19 protein-coding genes are annotated in these 18,546 nt (G+C 63.5%); 2 read left to right on the top strand and 17 right to left on the bottom strand.

The annotated features are described in order from the left end of the window. Nucleotides 1-37: 37 nt before the first annotated feature. The 17 genes from atpD to rpmH all read right to left on the bottom strand — a co-directional run bounded on the left by atpD (nucleotide 38) and on the right by rpmH (nucleotide 15,424). Nucleotides 38-1,414, bottom strand: a complete 1,377-nt coding sequence (gene atpD / locus QE393_RS19795; protein WP_017641466.1) for a F0F1 ATP synthase subunit beta — start codon at nucleotides 1,412-1,414, stop codon at nucleotides 38-40. 30 nt (nucleotides 1,415-1,444) lie between these two features. Beyond that, entirely contained in the window at nucleotides 1,445-2,308 is an 864-nt protein-coding gene (gene atpG / locus QE393_RS19790) for a F0F1 ATP synthase subunit gamma (RefSeq protein ID WP_273805523.1), read from the bottom strand. A 48-nt stretch (nucleotides 2,309-2,356) separates the two neighbouring features. Further along, nucleotides 2,357-3,901: a F0F1 ATP synthase subunit alpha gene (atpA, locus tag QE393_RS19785; protein ID WP_017641467.1), complete on the bottom strand. Its 1,545-nt coding sequence runs from the start codon at nucleotides 3,899-3,901 to the stop codon at nucleotides 2,357-2,359. Between the two features lie 18 nt (nucleotides 3,902-3,919). Beyond that, on the bottom strand, nucleotides 3,920-4,456 hold the full coding sequence (locus QE393_RS19780; protein ID WP_007160121.1) for a F0F1 ATP synthase subunit delta: 537 nt from the start codon (nucleotides 4,454-4,456) through the stop codon (nucleotides 3,920-3,922). Between the two features lie 12 nt (nucleotides 4,457-4,468). Then, nucleotides 4,469-4,939 (bottom strand): F0F1 ATP synthase subunit B, encoded by a 471-nt coding sequence (locus tag QE393_RS19775; RefSeq protein ID WP_007160122.1) that lies wholly within the window; start codon nucleotides 4,937-4,939, stop codon nucleotides 4,469-4,471. A gap of 55 nt (nucleotides 4,940-4,994) precedes the next feature. Then, complete coding sequence (gene atpE, locus QE393_RS19770) at nucleotides 4,995-5,252, bottom strand: F0F1 ATP synthase subunit C (RefSeq protein WP_003097235.1); 258 nt, start codon at nucleotides 5,250-5,252, stop codon at nucleotides 4,995-4,997. A gap of 139 nt (nucleotides 5,253-5,391) precedes the next feature. Continuing rightward, nucleotides 5,392-6,255, bottom strand: coding sequence for a F0F1 ATP synthase subunit A (atpB, locus tag QE393_RS19765; protein WP_133860216.1), 864 nt, complete (start codon nucleotides 6,253-6,255; stop codon nucleotides 5,392-5,394). Nucleotides 6,256-6,271: 16 nt separating this feature from the next. After that, nucleotides 6,272-6,676 carry a F0F1 ATP synthase subunit I gene (locus QE393_RS19760; protein ID WP_183632190.1) on the bottom strand — a complete coding sequence of 135 codons (405 nt, stop codon included), beginning with the start codon at nucleotides 6,674-6,676 and terminating at the stop codon, nucleotides 6,272-6,274. A 146-nt stretch (nucleotides 6,677-6,822) separates the two neighbouring features. Then, on the bottom strand, nucleotides 6,823-7,695 hold the full coding sequence (locus tag QE393_RS19755; RefSeq protein WP_310045183.1) for a ParB/RepB/Spo0J family partition protein: 873 nt from the start codon (nucleotides 7,693-7,695) through the stop codon (nucleotides 6,823-6,825). A gap of 9 nt (nucleotides 7,696-7,704) precedes the next feature. Beyond that, a complete protein-coding gene (locus QE393_RS19750) occupies nucleotides 7,705-8,499 on the bottom strand; it encodes a ParA family protein (protein WP_133860219.1) in 795 nt (264 codons plus the stop codon). 8 nt (nucleotides 8,500-8,507) lie between these two features. Beyond that, nucleotides 8,508-9,152, bottom strand: a complete 645-nt coding sequence (gene rsmG, locus QE393_RS19745; RefSeq protein WP_310045181.1) for a 16S rRNA (guanine(527)-N(7))-methyltransferase RsmG — start codon at nucleotides 9,150-9,152, stop codon at nucleotides 8,508-8,510. Next, on the bottom strand, nucleotides 9,152-11,044 hold the full coding sequence (gene mnmG / locus QE393_RS19740; protein ID WP_310045179.1) for a tRNA uridine-5-carboxymethylaminomethyl(34) synthesis enzyme MnmG: 1,893 nt from the start codon (nucleotides 11,042-11,044) through the stop codon (nucleotides 9,152-9,154). The genes rsmG and mnmG overlap by 1 nt, the downstream gene beginning before the upstream one ends. Nucleotides 11,045-11,488: 444 nt before the next feature. Next, nucleotides 11,489-12,853, bottom strand: a complete 1,365-nt coding sequence (gene mnmE / locus QE393_RS19735) for a tRNA uridine-5-carboxymethylaminomethyl(34) synthesis GTPase MnmE (RefSeq protein WP_310045176.1) — start codon at nucleotides 12,851-12,853, stop codon at nucleotides 11,489-11,491. Between the two features lie 63 nt (nucleotides 12,854-12,916). Continuing rightward, entirely contained in the window at nucleotides 12,917-14,632 is a 1,716-nt protein-coding gene (gene yidC / locus QE393_RS19730) for a membrane protein insertase YidC (protein WP_310045175.1), read from the bottom strand. A gap of 2 nt (nucleotides 14,633-14,634) precedes the next feature. Continuing rightward, a complete protein-coding gene (yidD, locus tag QE393_RS19725; RefSeq protein ID WP_133860224.1) occupies nucleotides 14,635-14,883 on the bottom strand; it encodes a membrane protein insertion efficiency factor YidD in 249 nt (82 codons plus the stop codon). Beyond that, a complete protein-coding gene (rnpA, locus tag QE393_RS19720) occupies nucleotides 14,876-15,277 on the bottom strand; it encodes a ribonuclease P protein component (protein ID WP_133860591.1) in 402 nt (133 codons plus the stop codon). The genes yidD and rnpA overlap by 8 nt, the downstream gene beginning before the upstream one ends. A 12-nt stretch (nucleotides 15,278-15,289) precedes the next feature. Then, nucleotides 15,290-15,424 (bottom strand): 50S ribosomal protein L34, encoded by a 135-nt coding sequence (rpmH, locus tag QE393_RS19715; protein WP_017641476.1) that lies wholly within the window; start codon nucleotides 15,422-15,424, stop codon nucleotides 15,290-15,292. Between the two features lie 526 nt (nucleotides 15,425-15,950). Here rpmH and dnaA point away from each other — a divergent pair. Together dnaA and dnaN are read left to right on the top strand one after the other, a co-directional pair. Continuing rightward, complete coding sequence (dnaA, locus tag QE393_RS19710) at nucleotides 15,951-17,414, top strand: chromosomal replication initiator protein DnaA (protein ID WP_308708603.1); 1,464 nt, start codon at nucleotides 15,951-15,953, stop codon at nucleotides 17,412-17,414. 28 nt (nucleotides 17,415-17,442) lie between these two features. Then, complete coding sequence (gene dnaN, locus QE393_RS19705) at nucleotides 17,443-18,546, top strand: DNA polymerase III subunit beta (protein ID WP_007160136.1); 1,104 nt, start codon at nucleotides 17,443-17,445, stop codon at nucleotides 18,544-18,546.

The raw sequence follows: 18,546 nt of genomic DNA, 5'->3' as shown, positions 1-18,546 counted from the left end.
GCGTGCCTCTAAGAGCGCCCGTCGCCGGGCGCGGCAGTTACAGTTTCTTGGCTTTCTCGATGGCTTCGTCGATGCCGCCGACCATGTAGAACGCCTGCTCGGGCAGGTGATCGTAGTCGCCACGCAGGATCCCGGAGAAGCCGGCGATGGTGTCCTTGAGGGACACGTACTTGCCGGGCGAACCGGTGAAGACCTCGGCCACGAAGAACGGCTGGGACAGGAAGCGCTGGATCTTACGAGCACGGGATACCAGCTGCTTGTCGGACTCGGACAGTTCGTCCATGCCCAGGATCGCGATGATGTCCTTCAGCTCCTTGTAGCGCTGCAGCACGTACTGGACGCCGCGGGCGGTGTCGTAGTGCTCCTGGCCGATCACGTTCGGGTCCAGCTGGCGCGAGGTGGAGTCCAGGGGATCGACCGCCGGGTAGATACCCAGGGAGGCGATGTCACGGGACAGAACCACGGTGGCGTCCAAGTGGGCGAAGGTGGTCGCCGGGGACGGGTCGGTCAAGTCATCCGCAGGGACGTAAACGGCCTGGACGGAGGTGATCGAACCCAGCTTGGTGGAGGTGATGCGCTCCTGCAGGACACCCATCTCCTCGGCCAGGGTCGGCTGGTAGCCCACCGCGGACGGCATACGACCCAGCAGTGCGGACACTTCGGTGCCGGCCAGGGTGTAGCGGTAGATGTTGTCGACGAACAGCAGGACGTCACGGCCTTCGTCACGGAATTTCTCGGCCATGGTCAGACCGGTCAGGGCCACGCGCAGACGGTTGCCCGGCGGCTCGTTCATCTGGCCATAGACCAGGGCGACCTTGTCCAGAACGTTGGAGTCCTTCATCTCGTGGTAGAAGTCGTTCCCTTCACGGGTACGCTCGCCCACGCCGGCGAACACGGAATAACCGCTGTGCTCGATGGCGATGTTACGGATGAGTTCCATCATGTTGACGGTCTTGCCCACGCCGGCGCCGCCGAACAGGCCGACCTTGCCGCCCTTGGCGAAGGGGCAGACCAGGTCGATGACCTTGATGCCGGTTTCCAGCAGGTCGTTACCACCGGCCTGCTCCGCATAGGACGGGGCCTTGCGGTGGATTTCCCAGCGCTCTTCCTCGCCGATGGGACCGGCTTCGTCGATGGGGTTGCCCAGCACATCCATGATGCGGCCGAGGGTCTTGACGCCGACCGGGACCTTGATGGCCTCGCCGGTGTTGCCCACGTTCAGGCCGCGCTTGAGGCCTTCGGTGCTACCCATGGCGATGGTACGGACCACGCCGTCGCCCAGCTGCTGCTGGACTTCCAGGGTGGTTTCGGCACCCTGCACCTTGAGGGCGTCAAAGACGCGCGGTACCGCGTCGCGCGGGAATTCCACGTCGATCACGGCGCCGATGATTTGTACGATACGTCCGCTACTCATTTCGCGTTCCTCGAATGTTTAAGCTGTCCGTCAGACCGCGGCGGCGCCGCCGACGATTTCCGAAATTTCTTGGGTGATCGCAGCCTGGCGAGCCTTGTTGTAGACCAGCTGCAGCTCCTTGATGAGATCGCCGGCGTTGTCGGTGGCGTTTTTCATCGCGATCATCCGCGCGGCCTGTTCGCTGGCAGCGTTCTCGACCACGGCCTGGTACACCTGGGATTCCACGTAGCGCACCAGCAGACCGTCGAGCAGGGTCTTGGCGTCGGGCTCGTAGAGGTAGTCCCAATGCTTGCCTTGCAGCTCACCGCCCTCGCCCGGCACCAGCGGCACCAGCTGCTGGATGGTCGGCTTCTGGGTCATGGTGTTGACGAAGACGTTGGACACCACGTACAGACGGTCGATACGGCCGTTCAGGTAGGCATCCAGCATCACCTTGATGCTGCCGATCAGATCGCCGATCGCCGGGGCTTCGCCGAGGTGGCTGATGGCCGCAACCACGTTGCCGCCGAAGCTGCGGAAGAAGGAGGCACCCTTGGCCCCGATCACCGCCAGATCGATCTCCACACCCTTGCCGCGCTGGTCGCTCATGTCGCGAACCAGAGCCTTGAACAGGTTGGTATTCAGACCACCGGCCAGACCCCGATCGGAGCTGACCACGATGTAGCCGACGCGCTTGACCTCGCGTTCCACCATGAAGGCATGGCGGTACTCGGGGTTGGCGTTGGCCAGGTGGCCGATCACAGCGCGGATGCGCTCGGCATAAGGCTTGCTGGCAGCCATGCGGGCCTGAGCCTTACGCATCTTGCTGACCGCAACCTTTTCCATGGCGCTGGTGATCTTCTGTGTGCTTTTGATGCTCGCGATCTTGCCGCGAATCTCTTTTGCGCCTGCCATGTGACACCTATCGGGTTGGCAAACGGGGGCTGGCGCCCCCGTCGCGGCTTACCAGGTTTGCGTGGCCTTGAACTTCTCGATTCCCGCCTTGATGCCGGCGTCGATCTCGTCGTTGAAGTCGCCCTTCACGTTGATCTTGGCCATCAGGTCGGCGTGATCGCGGTTGAAGTAGGCGATCAGGGCCTGCTCGAAGCTACCGATCTTGTCCAGGGACACATCGCTCAGGAAACCACGCTCGGCGGCGTACAGGCTCAGGGACATCTCGGCGATGGACATGGGCGCGTACTGCTTCTGCTTCATCAGCTCGGTGACGCGCTGACCATGCTCGAGCTGCTTGCGGGTGGCTTCGTCCAGGTCCGAGGCGAACTGGGCGAAGGCCGCCAGTTCACGGTACTGGGCCAGCGCGGTACGGATACCGCCGGACAGCTTCTTGATGATCTTGGTCTGAGCCGCACCACCCACACGGGATACCGAGACACCGGCGTTGACCGCCGGGCGGATGCCCGAGTTGAACAGGCCGGCTTCCAGGAAGATCTGGCCGTCGGTGATGGAGATCACGTTGGTCGGAACGAAGGCGGACACGTCGCCGGCCTGGGTCTCGATGATCGGCAACGCGGTCAGCGAGCCGGTCTTGCCGGTCACGGCGCCGTTGGTGAACTTCTCGACGTAGTCGGCGGAGACGCGGGAAGCGCGCTCGAGCAGACGGCTGTGGAGATAGAACACGTCGCCGGGATAGGCTTCACGGCCCGGCGGACGACGCAGCAGCAGGGAGATCTGGCGATAGGCCACGGCCTGCTTGGACAGATCGTCATAGACGATCAGGGCGTCTTCACCGCGGTCGCGGAAGTATTCGCCCATGGTGCAACCCGAGTAGGGCGCGAGGAACTGCAGGGCAGCCGATTCGGACGCACTGGCCGCCACCACGATGGTGTTGTGCAGAGCGCCGTTCTCTTCCAGCTTGCGCACCACGTTGGCGATGGTCGACTGCTTCTGACCAATGGCGACGTAGACGCAGCGGATGCCGCTGTTCTTCTGGTTGATGATGGCATCGATCGCCATGGCGGTCTTGCCGATCTGACGGTCACCGATGATCAGCTCACGCTGACCGCGGCCAACCGGGATCATGGCATCGACGGCCTTGTAGCCGGTCTGCACCGGCTGGTCGACCGACTGACGCCAGATCACGCCCGGTGCGACCTTCTCGACGGCGTCGGTGGCGCTGGCGTTCAGCGGACCCTTGCCATCGATGGGGTTGCCCAGGGCGTCGACGACGCGGCCCAGCAGTTCCGGACCAACCGGGACTTCCAGGATGCGGCCGGTGCACTTGGCGCTCATGCCTTCGGCCAGACCCAGGTAGCTACCCAGGACCACGGCGCCGACGGAGTCCTGCTCCAGGTTCAGCGCCATGCCGTAGATGCCGCCGGGGAATTCGATCATTTCGCCGTACATGACGTCGGCCAGACCGAAGATCCGCACGATACCGTCAGACACGCTGACGATGGTGCCTTCGTTGCGGGCTTGCGAGGTCACGTCGAGCTTGTCGATGCGACCCTTGATGATTTCACTAATTTCGGAAGGATTGAGTTGCTGCATGCTACTGCCCCTTCAAACTCAAGGTTTCAACGCTTCGGCCAGTTGCGCGAGCTTGCCGCGAACGGAGCCATCGATTACCAAGTCGCCGGCGCGGATAACCACACCACCGATCAGGCTCGCATCCTCGGATGCATTTAGTCGCACTTGTCGACCTAGCCTTGCGCTGAGAGCCTTGGCGAGTTTGTCTTGCTGTTCGTCGCTCAGGGCGAAAGCACTGGTGACTTCCGCCTCGATGGATTTTTCCTGCTCGGCCTTGTACGCCTCGTAGATCTCGGCGATGGCCGGGAACAGGTCGATCCGGTTGTTTTCTGCCACGGTCCGAACGAAGTTCTGGGACTGTGCATCCAGCTGATCGCCACATACATCGATGAGCAATCCGGCCTTGGCGTCCGCAGTCAACTGCGGCTGCTGAAGCAGCTGGCGCACGGTCCCATCTTGGGATACCGCGGCGAGCAGCCCTAGCGCGGCCGACCATTGGGTCAGCTGCTGCTGGGACTGTGCGAACTCGAAAGCCGCCTTGGCATAGGGCCGGGCCAGCGTGTTCAGTTCTGCCATTGGTGGCCTCGCTTAGATTTCCGCTGCCAGTCGGTCGACCAACTGGGCATGAGCATTGGCATCAACGGTCGATCCGAGGATCTTCTCGGCGCCGGCCACGGCCAGCACGCCGACGCGAGCACGCAGAGCGTCCTTCGCGGTGTTGATTTCCTGCTCGATTTCCGCCTGAGCCTGCGCCTTGATCCGGTCGCCTTCGGCACGGGCCTTGGCCTGTGCGTCCTCGACGATCTGAGCGGCACGCTTGTTGGCTTGCTCGATGATCTCGGCTGCCTGACCCTTGGCTTCGTTCACTTTCTGGTTGGCTTGCTGCTGTGCCACTTCCAGATCACGAGCCGCGCGGTTGGCAGCGTCAAGGCCATCGGCAATCTTCTTCTCACGCTCACGCAGCGCCGAGATGATCGGCGGCCACACGTACTTCATGCAGAAGAGCACGAAGATGAAGAAGGCAACGGACTGGCCTATCAGGGTTGCATTAATGTTCACGCCAACACCTCGCTCGTTCGTTGTCCATCAGTCCTGCCTACACCCGTGGGGGTGATCAGCCGGCGATCTGACCAACGAAGGGGTTAGCGAAGGTGAAGAACAGGGCGATACCAACACCGATCATGGTCACGGCGTCGAGCAGACCGGCGACGATGAACATCTTGACTTGCAGCATCGGAACCATTTCCGGCTGACGAGCGGCGCCTTCGAGGAACTTGCCACCCAGCAGACCGAAGCCAATGGCGGTACCCAGAGCGCCCAGGCCAATCAGCAGAGCAACGGCGATCGCGGTCAAACCAACTACAGTTTCCATCTTTCCTCCCGACTTTTTTAGTCGTCTTGGTTAAGGTTGAAGCGAAAAAGTTTTCCCAAGTTACCCGGCGGACAATGTCCTCCGGGACTCACGGCAGAACCGCCTCCGGACGCCGTCAGCAGCGTCCGGGGGCCATTCCTTAGTGACTTTCTTCGTGCGCCATCGACAGGTAGACGATGGTCAGCATCATGAAGATGAAGGCCTGCAGGGTGATGATGAGGATGTGGAACACCGCCCACGCCCACTGCAGCACGATACCCAGGCCACCCAGCGCCAGACCGTTGGCGAACATGATGGCGATGAGGATGAAGATCAGCTCGCCAGCATACATGTTGCCGAACAGTCGCAGCGCCAGCGAGATCGGCTTGGCGATCAGGGTGACGAATTCGAGCAGGAAATTGATCGGCACCAGTATGATCTGCAGCAGCATGTTCTTGCTGCTGAAGGGGTGCAGGGTCAGCTCGCCGAAGAAGCCGCCCAGGCCCTTCATCTTGATGCTGTAGAAGATCAGCAGGGCGAACACCGACAGGGCCATGCCCAGGGTGGCGTTCGGATCGGTGGTGGGCACCACGCGGAAGTAGGTGTGCTCGCCGAACAGCATGCCGGCCACGGACGGCAGCCAGTCCACCGGCACCAGGTCCATCAGGTTCATCAGGAAGATCCAGACGAAGATGGTCAGGGCCAGGGGCGCGATCAGCGGATTCTTGCCATGGAAGGTGTCGCGGACGCTGCCGTCGACGAATTCGACCAGCACCTCGACGAAGTTCTGCAGGCCGCCGGGCTGACCGCTGGTGGCCTTCTTGGCGACGCTGCGGAACAGCACCAGGAAGATCAGGCCGAGGGCGACCGACCAGCCGAGGGTATCCACGTGGAAGGCCCAGAAGCCCATTTCCTTAGCTTCAGCGGGGGTGTGGGCGAAGCTCCAGCCGTTCACCGGGTGCATACCATAGGTCAGGTTCTGCAGGTGGTGCTGGATGTAGCCCGAAGCGGAGTCTGCTGCCATGTGTGCCTCGAATGCCTTAAGGTCTAGTCGGTTTTTTCAGTAGCAGGGGCGCGCCGGCATTGACCATCAGCGTCAACAGGTAGACGCCGAACAGTGCAGGAGCCGAAAGCGGTTTTACCCCAGCAAACGTCAGTGCAAAGAGCACTGCCGTGAGAATCAGTTTGCCCGCCTCGCCCGAGTAGAAAGAACGGACGATGTCTTGGGCGGCATGGGCGCCGCGATAGCGGAACGCCTTGAACGAAAAATACAGATTGGGCAGCCAGGCAATCAGCCCGCCCAACAATCCGGAATAACCGGCGACCTTACCGACGAAGCAAAACAAGACAACGGCGGCACACGACGCGACAGCCAGTTGGACGAGCAGCAGGCGAAAGGCAGGCTGGTGATGGAAAGGCAGGCGTTTGGGCGTGCGGCGGTCCATCGGCTCGAAGTCCTCTGGTGTCGGCTTAATAGTTGTTTTCACTGGCATGCTTTGTGCCGACAAAAAGCGGGCAAAGTATAGGGGCGCGTCCAGAGTGGTTCAAGCCACCCCGGACAGATTGCCGTCCAGGCTCGCAGGCATTTGTGTCAGCGAATGTGCGCCAGTACGCCTTGAAGTTCGTCCAAAGAGGTATAGCGGATCACCAGCTGGCCCTTGCCTTTTTCGCCATGGCGGATCTGCACGTTGGCGCCCAAACGTTCGGCCAGACGCTGCTCCAGCCGACTGATGTCGGGATCGACCACCGCGGCCTTCTCCTCCGGCTCCGCGCCACTGAGCCACTGGCGCACCAGGGCTTCGGTCTGGCGGACGGTGAGGCCCCGTGCGACAACGTGCCGCGCCCCTTCGCTCTGGCGCGCCTTGGGCAGACCGAGCAGCGCCCGGGCGTGGCCCATTTCCAGCTCGCCCTTGGCCAGCAGGTCCTTGGCGTCTTCGGCCAGCGCCAGCAGGCGCAGCAGGTTGGTCACGCCCGAGCGCGACTTGCCGACGGCTTCGGCCACCTGGGCCTGGGTCAGCTCGAATTCGTCCTGCAGCCGCTGCAGGGCCATGGCCTCTTCCAGCGGATTGAGATTCTGCCGCTGGATGTTCTCGATCAGCGCCAGGGCGATGGCCACCTGATCGGGCACGTCGCGCACCAGCGCCGGGATCCGCTCCAGACCGGCCTGCTGGCTGGCCCGCCAGCGGCGTTCGCCGGCGATGATCTCGTAACGACCTTCACCGATGGCACGCACCACGATGGGCTGCATCAGCCCCTGGACGCGGATGGAGTTGGCCAGCTCTTCCAGAGCGGTCGGATCCATGTGCCGGCGCGGCTGGTACTTGCCGCGCTGGATGATGTCCAGCGGCAGCGATTGCAGTTCGCTGACCGGGGTGGCGGCAGCCTGCTCCTGCAGGACCTTGACGCTGGCACCGCCGAGCAGGGCGTCGAGACCGCGGCCCAGACCTCGTTTCTTCACAGCCATGGGGATTCCTTAGGCAGTCTTGGCGACGCGAGCCGCCTTGCGCTGACGTTTGACCAGCTCGCTGGCCAGTTCCAGGTAGGCCGCGGCCCCCTTGGAACTCTTGTCGTAGACCAGGGCGGGCATGCCGTAGCTGGGCGCTTCGGCCAGGCGGACGTTGCGCGGAATGATGGTTTCGTAGAGCTCGTCGCCGAAGTGCTGCTTGAGCTGGGCGGCGACGTCGTTGGCCAGGCCGATGCGCGGATCGAACATGGTGCGCAGCAGGCCCTCGATCTTCAGCTGCGGATTCAGCCGCTGGGCGATGTGCTGGATGCTGCCGACCAGATCGGTCAGGCCTTCCAGGGCGAAGTACTCGCACTGCATGGGAATGATCACGCCATCGGCGGCCACCAGGCCGTTGATGGTCAGCATGGACAGCGACGGCGGGCAGTCGATGAGGACGTAGTCGTAGTTGTCCCGCACCGGCGCCAGGGCGTCGCGCAGACGGCTCTCGCGCCCGGTCATCTCCAGCAGCTCGACTTCCGCGGCGGTGACGTCGCGGTTCGAGGGCAGCAGCTGGTAGCCGCCGTGCTCGGAGAAGTGCATGGCGTCGAGCAGGCCGCAGGCCCCGGTGAGGACGTCCAGCACCGAATGCTCGAGGGCGTGCTTGTCCACCCCGCTGCCCATGGTGGCGTTGCCCTGGGGATCGAGATCGATCAGCAGCACCTTGCGCCGGTTGGTGGCGGCCAGAGAAGCGGCGAGATTGATGCACGTCGTGGTCTTGCCCACCCCGCCCTTCTGGTTGGCTATCGCGTAAACCTTGGCCATGTACCGCCTTACCCCTCTCCGTTCGTGCGGCGCAGTATCAGCAAGTGCCGCTGGCCTTGGCAACCGGGAACGGCGAGGACGTGCGCCGCCGCAACCCGGAAATCCGCTGGTAGCTTGGCCAGCTCGTCGTCGGGGTGCAGTCCCTTCATCGCCAGCCACTGTGTTTGGTTGTCGCCCAGGTGGCGCGTCCAGGTGGCGAAGTCGTCGATGGCGCTGAACGCCCGCGAGACGATGCCGGTGAAGGGCGCGGCAGGCTGGAAGGCCTCGACGCGGGCGTGGACCACCTCGAGATTGGCCAGGCCCAGCTCGATCCTGGCCTGGGTCAGGAAGCGGGTCTTCTTGCCGTTGCTGTCGAGCAGGGTGAAGCGCGACTCGGGAAAGAGGATCGCCAGGGGAATGCCCGGCATGCCGCCTCCGCTGCCCACGTCCAGCCACTGCCCCGCGCCCACGTAGGGGACGATGCTGAGACTGTCCAGCAGGTGCCGCGAGACCATCTCGTCGGGATCGCGCACCGCGGTGAGGTTGTAGGCCTTGTTCCACTTGACCAGCAGGTCCAGGTAGCCCAGCAACCGCTCTTCCACGGCGGCGGTCAGGGCCACGCCGAGGGTCTGGGCACCCTGGCGCAGTTCGTTGGCTTGGATCGCGCTGGCCATCAGGCGCTGTGCTCCAGGCTGCGACCGGCGCTGCGCTTCTTGAGATGGATCAGCAGCAGCGAGACCGCCGCTGGCGTGACGCCCGGAATGCGCGAGGCCTGGCCCAGGGTCTCGGGACGGGCCTGGGCCAGCTTGTGCTGGATCTCCTTGGACAGTCCGGAGATGGTGGCGTAGTCGAGTTCCGCCGGCAGCGCCACGGCGTCGCTGGCGCGCAGACGCTGGATCTCGTCCTGCTGGCGATCGATGTAGCCGGCGTACTTGGTCTTGATCTCGATCTGTTCGGCGACCTGGGTCTCGGCCGGTGTCTGGCCTACCGCGGCCAGCAGACCGGCATAGTCGATCTCCGGACGAGCCAGCAGATTCTGCAGGTTGTATTCGTGATTGAGCGGCGTGCCGAAGCGTTCGGCCACCGCCGTGCCCTCGGGCGTGCCCGGGCGAATCCAGATCGCCTTGAGACGCTGCTCTTCCAGGGCGATGCCCTCGCGCTTGGCTTCGAACAGCGTCCAGCGCTGGTCGTCCACCAGACCCAGCTCGCGACCCTTTTCGGTCAGGCGCAGGTCGGCGTTGTCTTCGCGCAGGATCAGCCGGTACTCGGCGCGGGAGGTGAACATCCGATAGGGCTCCTGAGTGCCCAGGGTGATGAGGTCGTCGACCAGCACGCCGAGGTAGGCCTCGTCGCGGCGCGGACACCAGGCTTCACGGCCCTGGGCGCGCAGCGCGGCGTTGGCCCCGGCGAGCAGACCCTGGGCGCCGGCTTCTTCGTATCCGGTGGTGCCATTGATCTGGCCGGCGAAGAACAGGCCGGCGATGACCTTGGTTTCCAGGCTGTACTTGAGATCCCGCGGATCGAAGAAATCGTATTCGATGGCGTAGCCGGGTCGCAGGATGTGGGCGTTCTCCATGCCGCGCATGGAGCGCACCACCTCGAGCTGCACATCGAAGGGCAGCGAGGTGGAGATGCCGTTGGGATAGAGCTCGTGGGTGGTCAGGCCCTCGGGTTCGAGAAAGACCTGATGGCTGTCCTTGTCGGCGAAGCGATGGATCTTGTCTTCGATGGACGGACAGTAGCGCGGCCCTACCCCTTCGATCACGCCCGAGTACATGGGCGAACGATCCAGGTTGGCGCGGATGATGTCGTGGGTGCGGGCGTTGGTGTGGGTGATCCAGCAGCTGACCTGCGCCGGATGCTGCTCGCGATTGCCGAGAAAGGACATCACCGGCAGCGGGGTATCCCCGGGCTGCTCGGTCATCACCGAGAAGTCCACCGAGCGGCCGTCGATACGTGGCGGTGTGCCGGTCTTCAGGCGGGAGACCCGCAGCGGCAGTTCCCGCAGGCGCTGGGCCAGGGCGATGGCAGGCGGATCTCCCGCGCGTCCACCGCTGTGATTCTGCATGCCGATGTGGATAAGACCACCGAGGAAGGTCCCGGCGGTCAGCACCACGTTGTCGGCATGGAATTTCAGGCCCATCTGGGTGATCACGCCAGCGACCCGATCGCCTTCGACGATGAGGTCGTCACAGGCTTGCTGGAATATCCACAGGTTGGGCTGGTTTTCCAGGGTGTAGCGGATGGCCGCCTTGTACAGCACGCGGTCGGCCTGGGCGCGAGTGGCGCGGACGGCAGGTCCCTTGCGGCTGTTGAGAATGCGGAACTGGATGCCGGCGAGGTCCGTCGCCGCGGCCATGGCGCCGCCCAGCGCATCGATCTCCTTGACCAGATGGCTCTTGCCGATGCCGCCAATGGCGGGATTGCAGCTCATCTGGCCGAGAGTTTCCACATTATGCGTGAGCAGCAGGGTGCGCACACCCATGCGCGCGGCCGCCAGGGCCGCTTCGGTACCGGCATGGCCGCCACCGATCACGATGACGTCGAAACGGGAAGGAAAGTCCACCACGCACCTCGTGCCTGTTGGCAGGAATTCGAAGGAAAGCCGGCAAGTATAAGGCCTAGGCCAGTCTTGCAGAAGGGGCCCTGGCCAAAAAATGACCAGGCTCCGGGGTAGACGCTCAATATAAACAATAGAGAAGAAAGTTTTAAAAGGACTGATATAGAGCTTATGTATATGCAGGCCCTTCGCTGTGGATAAGCCTATGCAGCCATTGGCAGGCCTGGGCTGGGGAAAACCTGAACCCCGTGCACGTCTTGTGCTGTGGATGGATACAAGCTCTCAGCATCCTGTGGATCCTTTGCCTGCTTATCCACAAGGCAGGTCATGGACAGTCCATGCACCGATTTATGGGCAGACCTCAGGCGGGTTTATCAACAGGGCTCTGGAAGGGGGAAGTGAGGACAGACAAGGCCTGCATTGCACAGGCCTGCTACAGCGGAGCGGGAGTTACTTGCCGATGCAGAAGCTGGAGAAGATGCGGCCGAGCAGATCGTCGGAGCTGAAGGCGCCGGTGATCTCGCCGAGCACCTGCTGGGCCTGGCGCAGATCCTCGGCCAAGAGTTCGCCGGAACCGGCCAGGGTGAGCTGGCGATAGCCGTGGTCCAGGGCGCTGGCCGCCCGCTGCAGGGCATCCAGATGGCGGCGGCGGGCGCTGAAGCCGCCCTCGGTGGTCTGCTCGAAGCCCATGCAGGCCTTGAGGTGCTCGCGCAAGGCCTCGACCCCCCCGCCATCGGTGGCGCTGAGGGCGATCTCCACCGGCGCGGTCGACGCCAGCAACCCGGTGGGTTCACCGGTGAGGTCGGCCTTGTTGCGGATCACCGTCAGCTTGTCCAGCGGCGGCCTGGCGCTCAGCAGTTCCGGCCAGAGCGCCTGGGGATCGCGGGCTTCCGGTGCGCTGGCGTCCACTACCAGCAGCACTCGATCGGCGCCGGCGATGGCGTCCAGGGCCCGCTGGACGCCGATCTGTTCCACCCGGTCATCGGTGTCGCGCAGACCGGCCGTATCGACCACGTGCAGCGGCATGCCATCCAGGTGGATATGTTCACGCAGGACATCGCGGGTGGTGCCGGCGATGTTGGTGACGATGGCGGCTTCGCGGCCGGCCAGGGCATTGAGCAGGCTGGACTTGCCGGCATTGGGGCGGCCGGCGATCACCACGGTCATGCCGTCACGCAGCAGGGCACCGCGATTGGCTTCGCGACGGACCTCCTGCAATTCGGCCTGGACCCCCTCCAGCAGGCCCTGGACCCGACCGTCGGCGAGGAAGTCGATCTCTTCCTCGGGAAAATCGATGGCGGCCTCGACGTAGATACGCAGCTGGATGAGTTGCTCGACCAGGCTTTCCACGCGGCGGGAGAATTCGCCCTGCAGCGAGCGCAGGGCATTGCGCGCCGCCTGTTCGGTGCTGGCCTCGATGAGGTCGGCGATGGCCTCGGCCTGGGCCAGGTCGAGCTTGTCGTTGAGAAAGGCGCGTTCGCTGAACTCGCCCGGGCGGGCCAGGCGCGCGCCTTCCTCCAGGGTACGGCGCAAGAGCAGGTCGAGGATCACCGGGCCGCCGTGACCCTGGAGTTCCAGCACGTCTTCACCGGTGAAGGAATTGGGGCCGGGAAAGAACAGCGCGATACCGGCGTCCAGCACGCTGCCGTCGGCGGCGAGGAAATTGCCGTAGTGGGCATGCCGGGGAGCTAGCTCACGGCCGCAGATCACCCGGGCCAGGGGCGCGGCCAGGGGCCCGGAGACGCGGACGATACCGACTCCGCCGCGCCCGGTGGCGGTGGCGATGGCGGCGATGCTGTCGGAAGGCAGGGACATGACGATCCTCCAGAAAGCACGACGCCCCAATCAAGGGGCGTCGTGTGGACAGGGTGAGCGGGGTCAGGCCTTCTTGCTGGCCGCCTCGATCTTCCGGGTAATGTACCACTGCTGCAGGATCGACAGGCAGTTGTTGACGATCCAGTACAGCACCAGACCGGCCGGGAACCACAGGAAGAAGAAGGTGAAGATGATCGGCATCATCTTCATGACCTTGGCCTGCATGGGATCCGGCGGTGCCGGGTTGAGCATCTGCTGCACCAGCATGGTGGCGCCCATGATGATCGGCAGGATGAAGAAGGGATCCTTGGCCGACAGGTCGGTGATCCAGAACATCCAGGGCGACTGGCGCATCTCGACGCTTTCCAGCAGCACCCAGTACAGCGCCAGGAACACCGGCATCTGCACCACGATGGGCAGGCAGCCACCCAGGGGATTGATCTTCTCCTTGCGGTAGAGCTCCATCATCGCCTGGGACATCTTCTGGCGATCGTCGCCATGCTGTTCCTTCAGCGCCTGCAGTCGCGGGCCGACGGCGCGCATGCGGGCCATGGAGCGGTAGCTGGCGGCGGACAGCGGGAAGAACAGCATCTTGATGATGATGGTCAGGACGATGATCGACCAGCCCCAGTTACCCAGGATGCTGTGGATATGCTGTAGCAGCCAGAAGATCGGCTGGGCGATGAACCACAGGAAGCCGTAGTCGACGGTCAGTTCCAGACCGTGGGACAGGGTCTTGAGGTGCTCCTGGATCTTCGGACCGGCATAGAGGGTCAGCGAGGTCTCGCCCTTGCCACCCGCCGGCACGCTGAACTGCGGACCGGTGAAGCCAACGATGTAGTTGCCCTGGGCATCCTTGCGGGTGGTGATCTGGTGCTGCTCGTCCTTGTTCGGCACCCAGGCGGTGACAAAGTAGTGCTGCAGCCACCCTACCCAGCCGCCCTGCACGGCTTCCTGCAGGCGATTCTTGTCCATGTCGCTCATGGACACCTTGCGGTAGGGCTCGGCCGGGGTACCGACCGCGGCGCCCAGGTAGGTGGACACGCCGGTGGCGGTGGTGGCCGAGGGATCGCCGCTCTTGTCACGCTTGAGCTGGGCATAGAGCACGCCGTTCCAGGCGCTGGCGCTCTGGTTGTCGATCAGGTAGCTGACCTGGATCTGGTAGGCGTCCGGGTTGATGCAGGCGATCTTCTTCTGCGCCTTCTCGGCGTCCGAGCAGTCGACCTTCAGGCCCCGGTGGAAGGTGAATCTCTTGATGTAGTCGACGCCATTGGCCTGGTACTTGAGATCCACCACCAGCTGCTGCTGGCCATCGGCGAGTACGTAGCTGGACTGCGCCGAGCTGTACAGCGGACGACCGGCGCTATTGGCATCGGGTCCGTTGGCGCCGGTCAGGCCGCTCTGCGCCAGGTAGAGACGCTGGGCGCCGTTGTCGAACAGCATGAAGGGGTCGTTGGGATGGTCCTGGCGGCTCGGGTACTGCACCAGGCCGAGCTGGACGATGTCGCCGCCGCGGGGGTCGATGGCCAGATCCAGGACGTCGGTACGCACCTTGATGAGCGCGGTGCTCGGTTGGGCAGCCGCGTTGTCCACCGGGGCAGCTGCCTTGGCATCGGCCGGGACGTCGGTGGGCACGTTGGGGGTATCGCCCGGCAGGACGCTGGTCTGCGTCTTGGCCGTGGGCAGATCGCCCTGGCCGTAATCCTTGTTCCACTGGAAAACCAGGGTGTAGGACACGATCGCCAAGGCGGCAATGAGTAGCGGGCGCTTGATATCCATGTTTACTCGGCCATCGAAGAGGTCGGGGCTGGGTTCTTTGCGGGAGGAACGGGATCGTATCCGCCTGAGTGCCAGGGATGGCACCGGCACAGTCGCCGTGTGGTCAGCCAGCCACCACGCAGCAGCCCGTGGCACTCGATGGCTTCGAGGGCGTAACCGGAACAGGTCGGATAGAAACGACAGTGACTGGCCATCAAGGGGCTGATGGCATAACGGTAGAAGCGAATCAGCAGCAGGGCCGGTTTACGCATGAGCACCGTCGGGACTGTCAATGGGGTGGGCAATCGTCTTGCTCGCCTGGCGATTGAGACGTTTCCACAGTTGCAGCAGCTGATCGTGCAATTCGGGATTGTCGACCTCGCCGAGTCCCTTGCGGGCGACGAAGACCAGATCAAAGCTGCCCAGGCGGTCCTGATTCAGCCGGAAGGAATCCCGGATGACCCGCTTGATGCGATTGCGCTCGACAGAAAGCTTGACGCTTTTCTTGCCGATGACCAGCCCCAGGCGGGAATGGTCGAGCCCATTGGCATGGGCGAGCAGCAGCAGGTGCTTGCCGGATGCCTTGTGGGTGGGAGAGTCAAAGACCGCCTGGAACTGTTGGGAGCTCAGTAAGCGCCTGTCCCGACCGAAACCCTGACTCACCACCTGACCGGGCAATCAGATCGCCAGACGCTTGCGGCCTTTGGCACGGCGACGGGCGAGAACCTGACGGCCGTTCTTGGTTGCCATACGAGCACGGAAACCGTGGACACGGGCGCGCTTCAGGGTGCTGGGTTGGAAGGTGCGTTTCATGGACTTTTACCTAGGTGAAAGCGGCAAGGCATGAGTGCCCCGCGCAAAGAGACCGGCGATTCTAGAGAAAGCCTCGGTACAGGTCAATTTCCAACCAGCACCGGCTGGCAGGCGGATGCGTAAATAAAATCAACAGGTCAGAAGGCTTTAAAAGACTGTTGAAGTGAATATGTATGGTGCAGCGGTTTTCTGTGGATAGATCGTGGCAGCCCAGATCCAGCCTGGTCGGAGCGACAGCGGAAAGTCTGTTTTCAACAGGTGGGACGAAGGTGGTCAGGCTGTCCAGAGACTGTGGATAAGCAGAGCTGTTACGCACAGCCGGATTATCCACAGAGAAAAACCCCCGGATGTCCAGAGACGTCAGACGGCGTTATCCACAGTGCTGACGGTCATGCGTTCGGCGACGGCGGCGGTGGCGGCTATCTGCCGGGAAACTGCGCAGTCGTGTGGATAACCCGGGTGGGGAGGGATACAATGGGCGTTTGCTCATGGCCCGTCCGGGCCGCTCCAGTTCTTGGGAGACGCTGTGTCGGTCGAACTCTGGCAACGTTGCGTGGATGTGCTGCGCGACGAGCTGCCTTCGCAACAATTCAATACCTGGATCCGGCCACTGCAGGTGGAAGCGGAAGGGGATGAGCTGCGGGTGTTCGCGCCCAACCGCTTCGTGCTCGACTGGGTCAACGAGAAATACCTGGGTCGCCTGCTCGAATTGCTCGAGGAGCATGCCGACGACGGTATCGCCCCGGTGCTGTCCCTGCTGATCGGCAGCAAGCGCAGCAACAAGCCGCGCGCCGTCCAGACGCCGAGCAGTCAGAGCGCTCCGCTGCCACCACCGGTGCAGGCGCCGCAACCGATCCAGTCGGACATCGTCACCGCGGGCGTCGCCCTGGAAGACGTGACGGCGGAATTGGCCGACGAGCCGGTCGTCAAGACCGAACGTACCGTGCAGGTGGAGGGGGCGCTCAAGCACACCAGCTATCTGAACCGCACCTTCACCTTCGAGAACTTCGTCGAGGGCAAGTCCAACCAGCTGGCCCGCGCGGCGGCCTGGCAGGTGGCGGACAATCCCAAGCACGGTTACAACCCGCTCTTCCTCTATGGGGGCGTGGGTCTGGGCAAGACCCACCTGATGCATGCAGTGGGCAATCATCTGCTCAAGCGCAATCCGAACGCCAAGATCGTCTATCTGCATTCGGAGCGCTTCGTCGCCGACATGGTCAAGGCGCTGCAGCTCAATGCCATCAACGAATTCAAGCGCTTCTACCGCTCGGTGGATGCGCTGCTGATCGACGACATCCAGTTCTTCGCCCGCAAGGAGCGTTCGCAGGAAGAGTTTTTCCACACCTTCAATGCCCTGCTCGAAGGTGGACAACAGGTGATTCTCACCAGCGACCGCTATCCCAAGGAGATCGATGGCCTGGAAGAGCGGCTCAAGTCGCGCTTCGGCTGGGGACTCACCGTGGCGGTGGAGCCGCCGGAGCTGGAAACGCGGGTGGCGATCCTGATGAAGAAGGCCGACCAGGCCAAGGTCGACCTGCCCCACGACGCCGCCTTCTTCATCGCCCAGCGTATCCGTTCCAACGTGCGGGAACTGGAAGGCGCGCTCAAGCGGGTGATCGCCCATGCCCACTTCATGGGCCGGGACATCACCATCGAGCTGATCCGCGAGTCGCTCAAGGATCTGCTGGCGCTGCAGGACAAGCTGGTCAGTATCGACAACATCCAGCGCACCGCGGCCGAGTACTACAAGATCAAGATCGCCGATCTGCTGTCCAAACGCCGCTCGCGCTCGGTCGCCCGGCCGCGGCAGGTCGCCATGGCGCTGTCCAAGGAACTGACCAATCACAGCCTGCCGGAAATCGGCGACGCCTTTGGCGGACGCGATCACACGACGGTGTTGCACGCCTGTCGCAAGATCGCCGAACTTCGGGAATCCGACGCGGATATCCGCGAGGATTACAAGAACCTGCTGCGTACCCTGACCACCTGACGGACGCGGCCCTGGCAAGGACCTGACCATGCATTTCACCATTCAACGCGAAGCCCTGTTGAAACCGCTGCAGCTGGTGGCCGGTGTCGTGGAACGTCGGCAAACGCTGCCGGTGCTGTCCAACGTACTCCTGGTCGTGGAAGGCCAGCGCCTCTCGCTGACCGGTACCGACCTGGAAGTCGAGCTGGTTGGCCGGGTAGATCTGGAAGAAGCCGCCGAAGCCGGCGAGATCACCGTGCCGGCGCGCAAGCTGATGGACATCTGCAAGAGCCTGCAGCCCGATGCGCTGATCGACATCCGCACCGAGGAGCAGAAGCTGCTGATCCGTGCCGGACGCAGTCGCTTCACCCTGTCCACCCTGCCGGCCAACGACTTCCCCACCGTGGAGGAAGGTCCGGGTTCGCTGAAGTTCAGCATTCCCCAGGGCCGCCTGCGCCGCCTGATCGAGCGCACCGGCTTCGCCATGGCCCAGCAGGACGTGCGCTACTACCTCAACGGCATGCTGCTGGAAGCCAGCACCGGTCGCCTGCGCGCCGTGGCCACCGATGGTCACCGCCTGGCCATGTGCATGCTGGAGGCCGATGTCGACCAGGCCGAGAAGCACCAGGTCATCGTGCCGCGCAAGGGCATCCTGGAACTGTCGCGCCTGCTCACCGAACCGGAAGAGCCGGTCAACGTGGTCCTTGGCCAGCACCATATCCGCGCCACCACCGGCGACTTCACCTTTACCTCCAAGCTGGTGGACGGCAAGTTCCCCGACTACGAGCGCGTGCTGCCGCGGCATGGCGACAAGCTGGTACTGGGCGAGCGCCAGCATCTGCGCGAGGCCTTCAGCCGCACCGCCATTCTCTCCAACGAGAAGTACCGTGGTATCCGCCTGCAGCTGGAAAACGGCTTCATGAAGATCCAGGCCAACAACCCGGAGCAGGAAGAGGCCGAGGAAGAGCTGCAGGTCGACTACGACGGCGGCAGCCTGGAGATCGGTTTCAACGTCAGCTACCTGCTCGACGTGCTCGGCGTGATGACCACCGACCAGGTGCGGATCACCCTGTCCGATTCCAGCAGCAGTGCGCTGTTGCAGGAGGCGGGCAACGACGACTCCTCCTATGTCGTGATGCCGATGCGCCTCTGA

Origin of the sequence: Pseudomonas sp. SORGH_AS_0211, from assembly GCF_031453455.1 — a bacterium.
In the GTDB taxonomy this organism is placed as follows: Bacteria; Pseudomonadota; Gammaproteobacteria; order Pseudomonadales; family Pseudomonadaceae; genus Chryseomonas; species Chryseomonas aestiva.
This window is presented reverse-complemented; position numbering and strand designations above follow the sequence as displayed.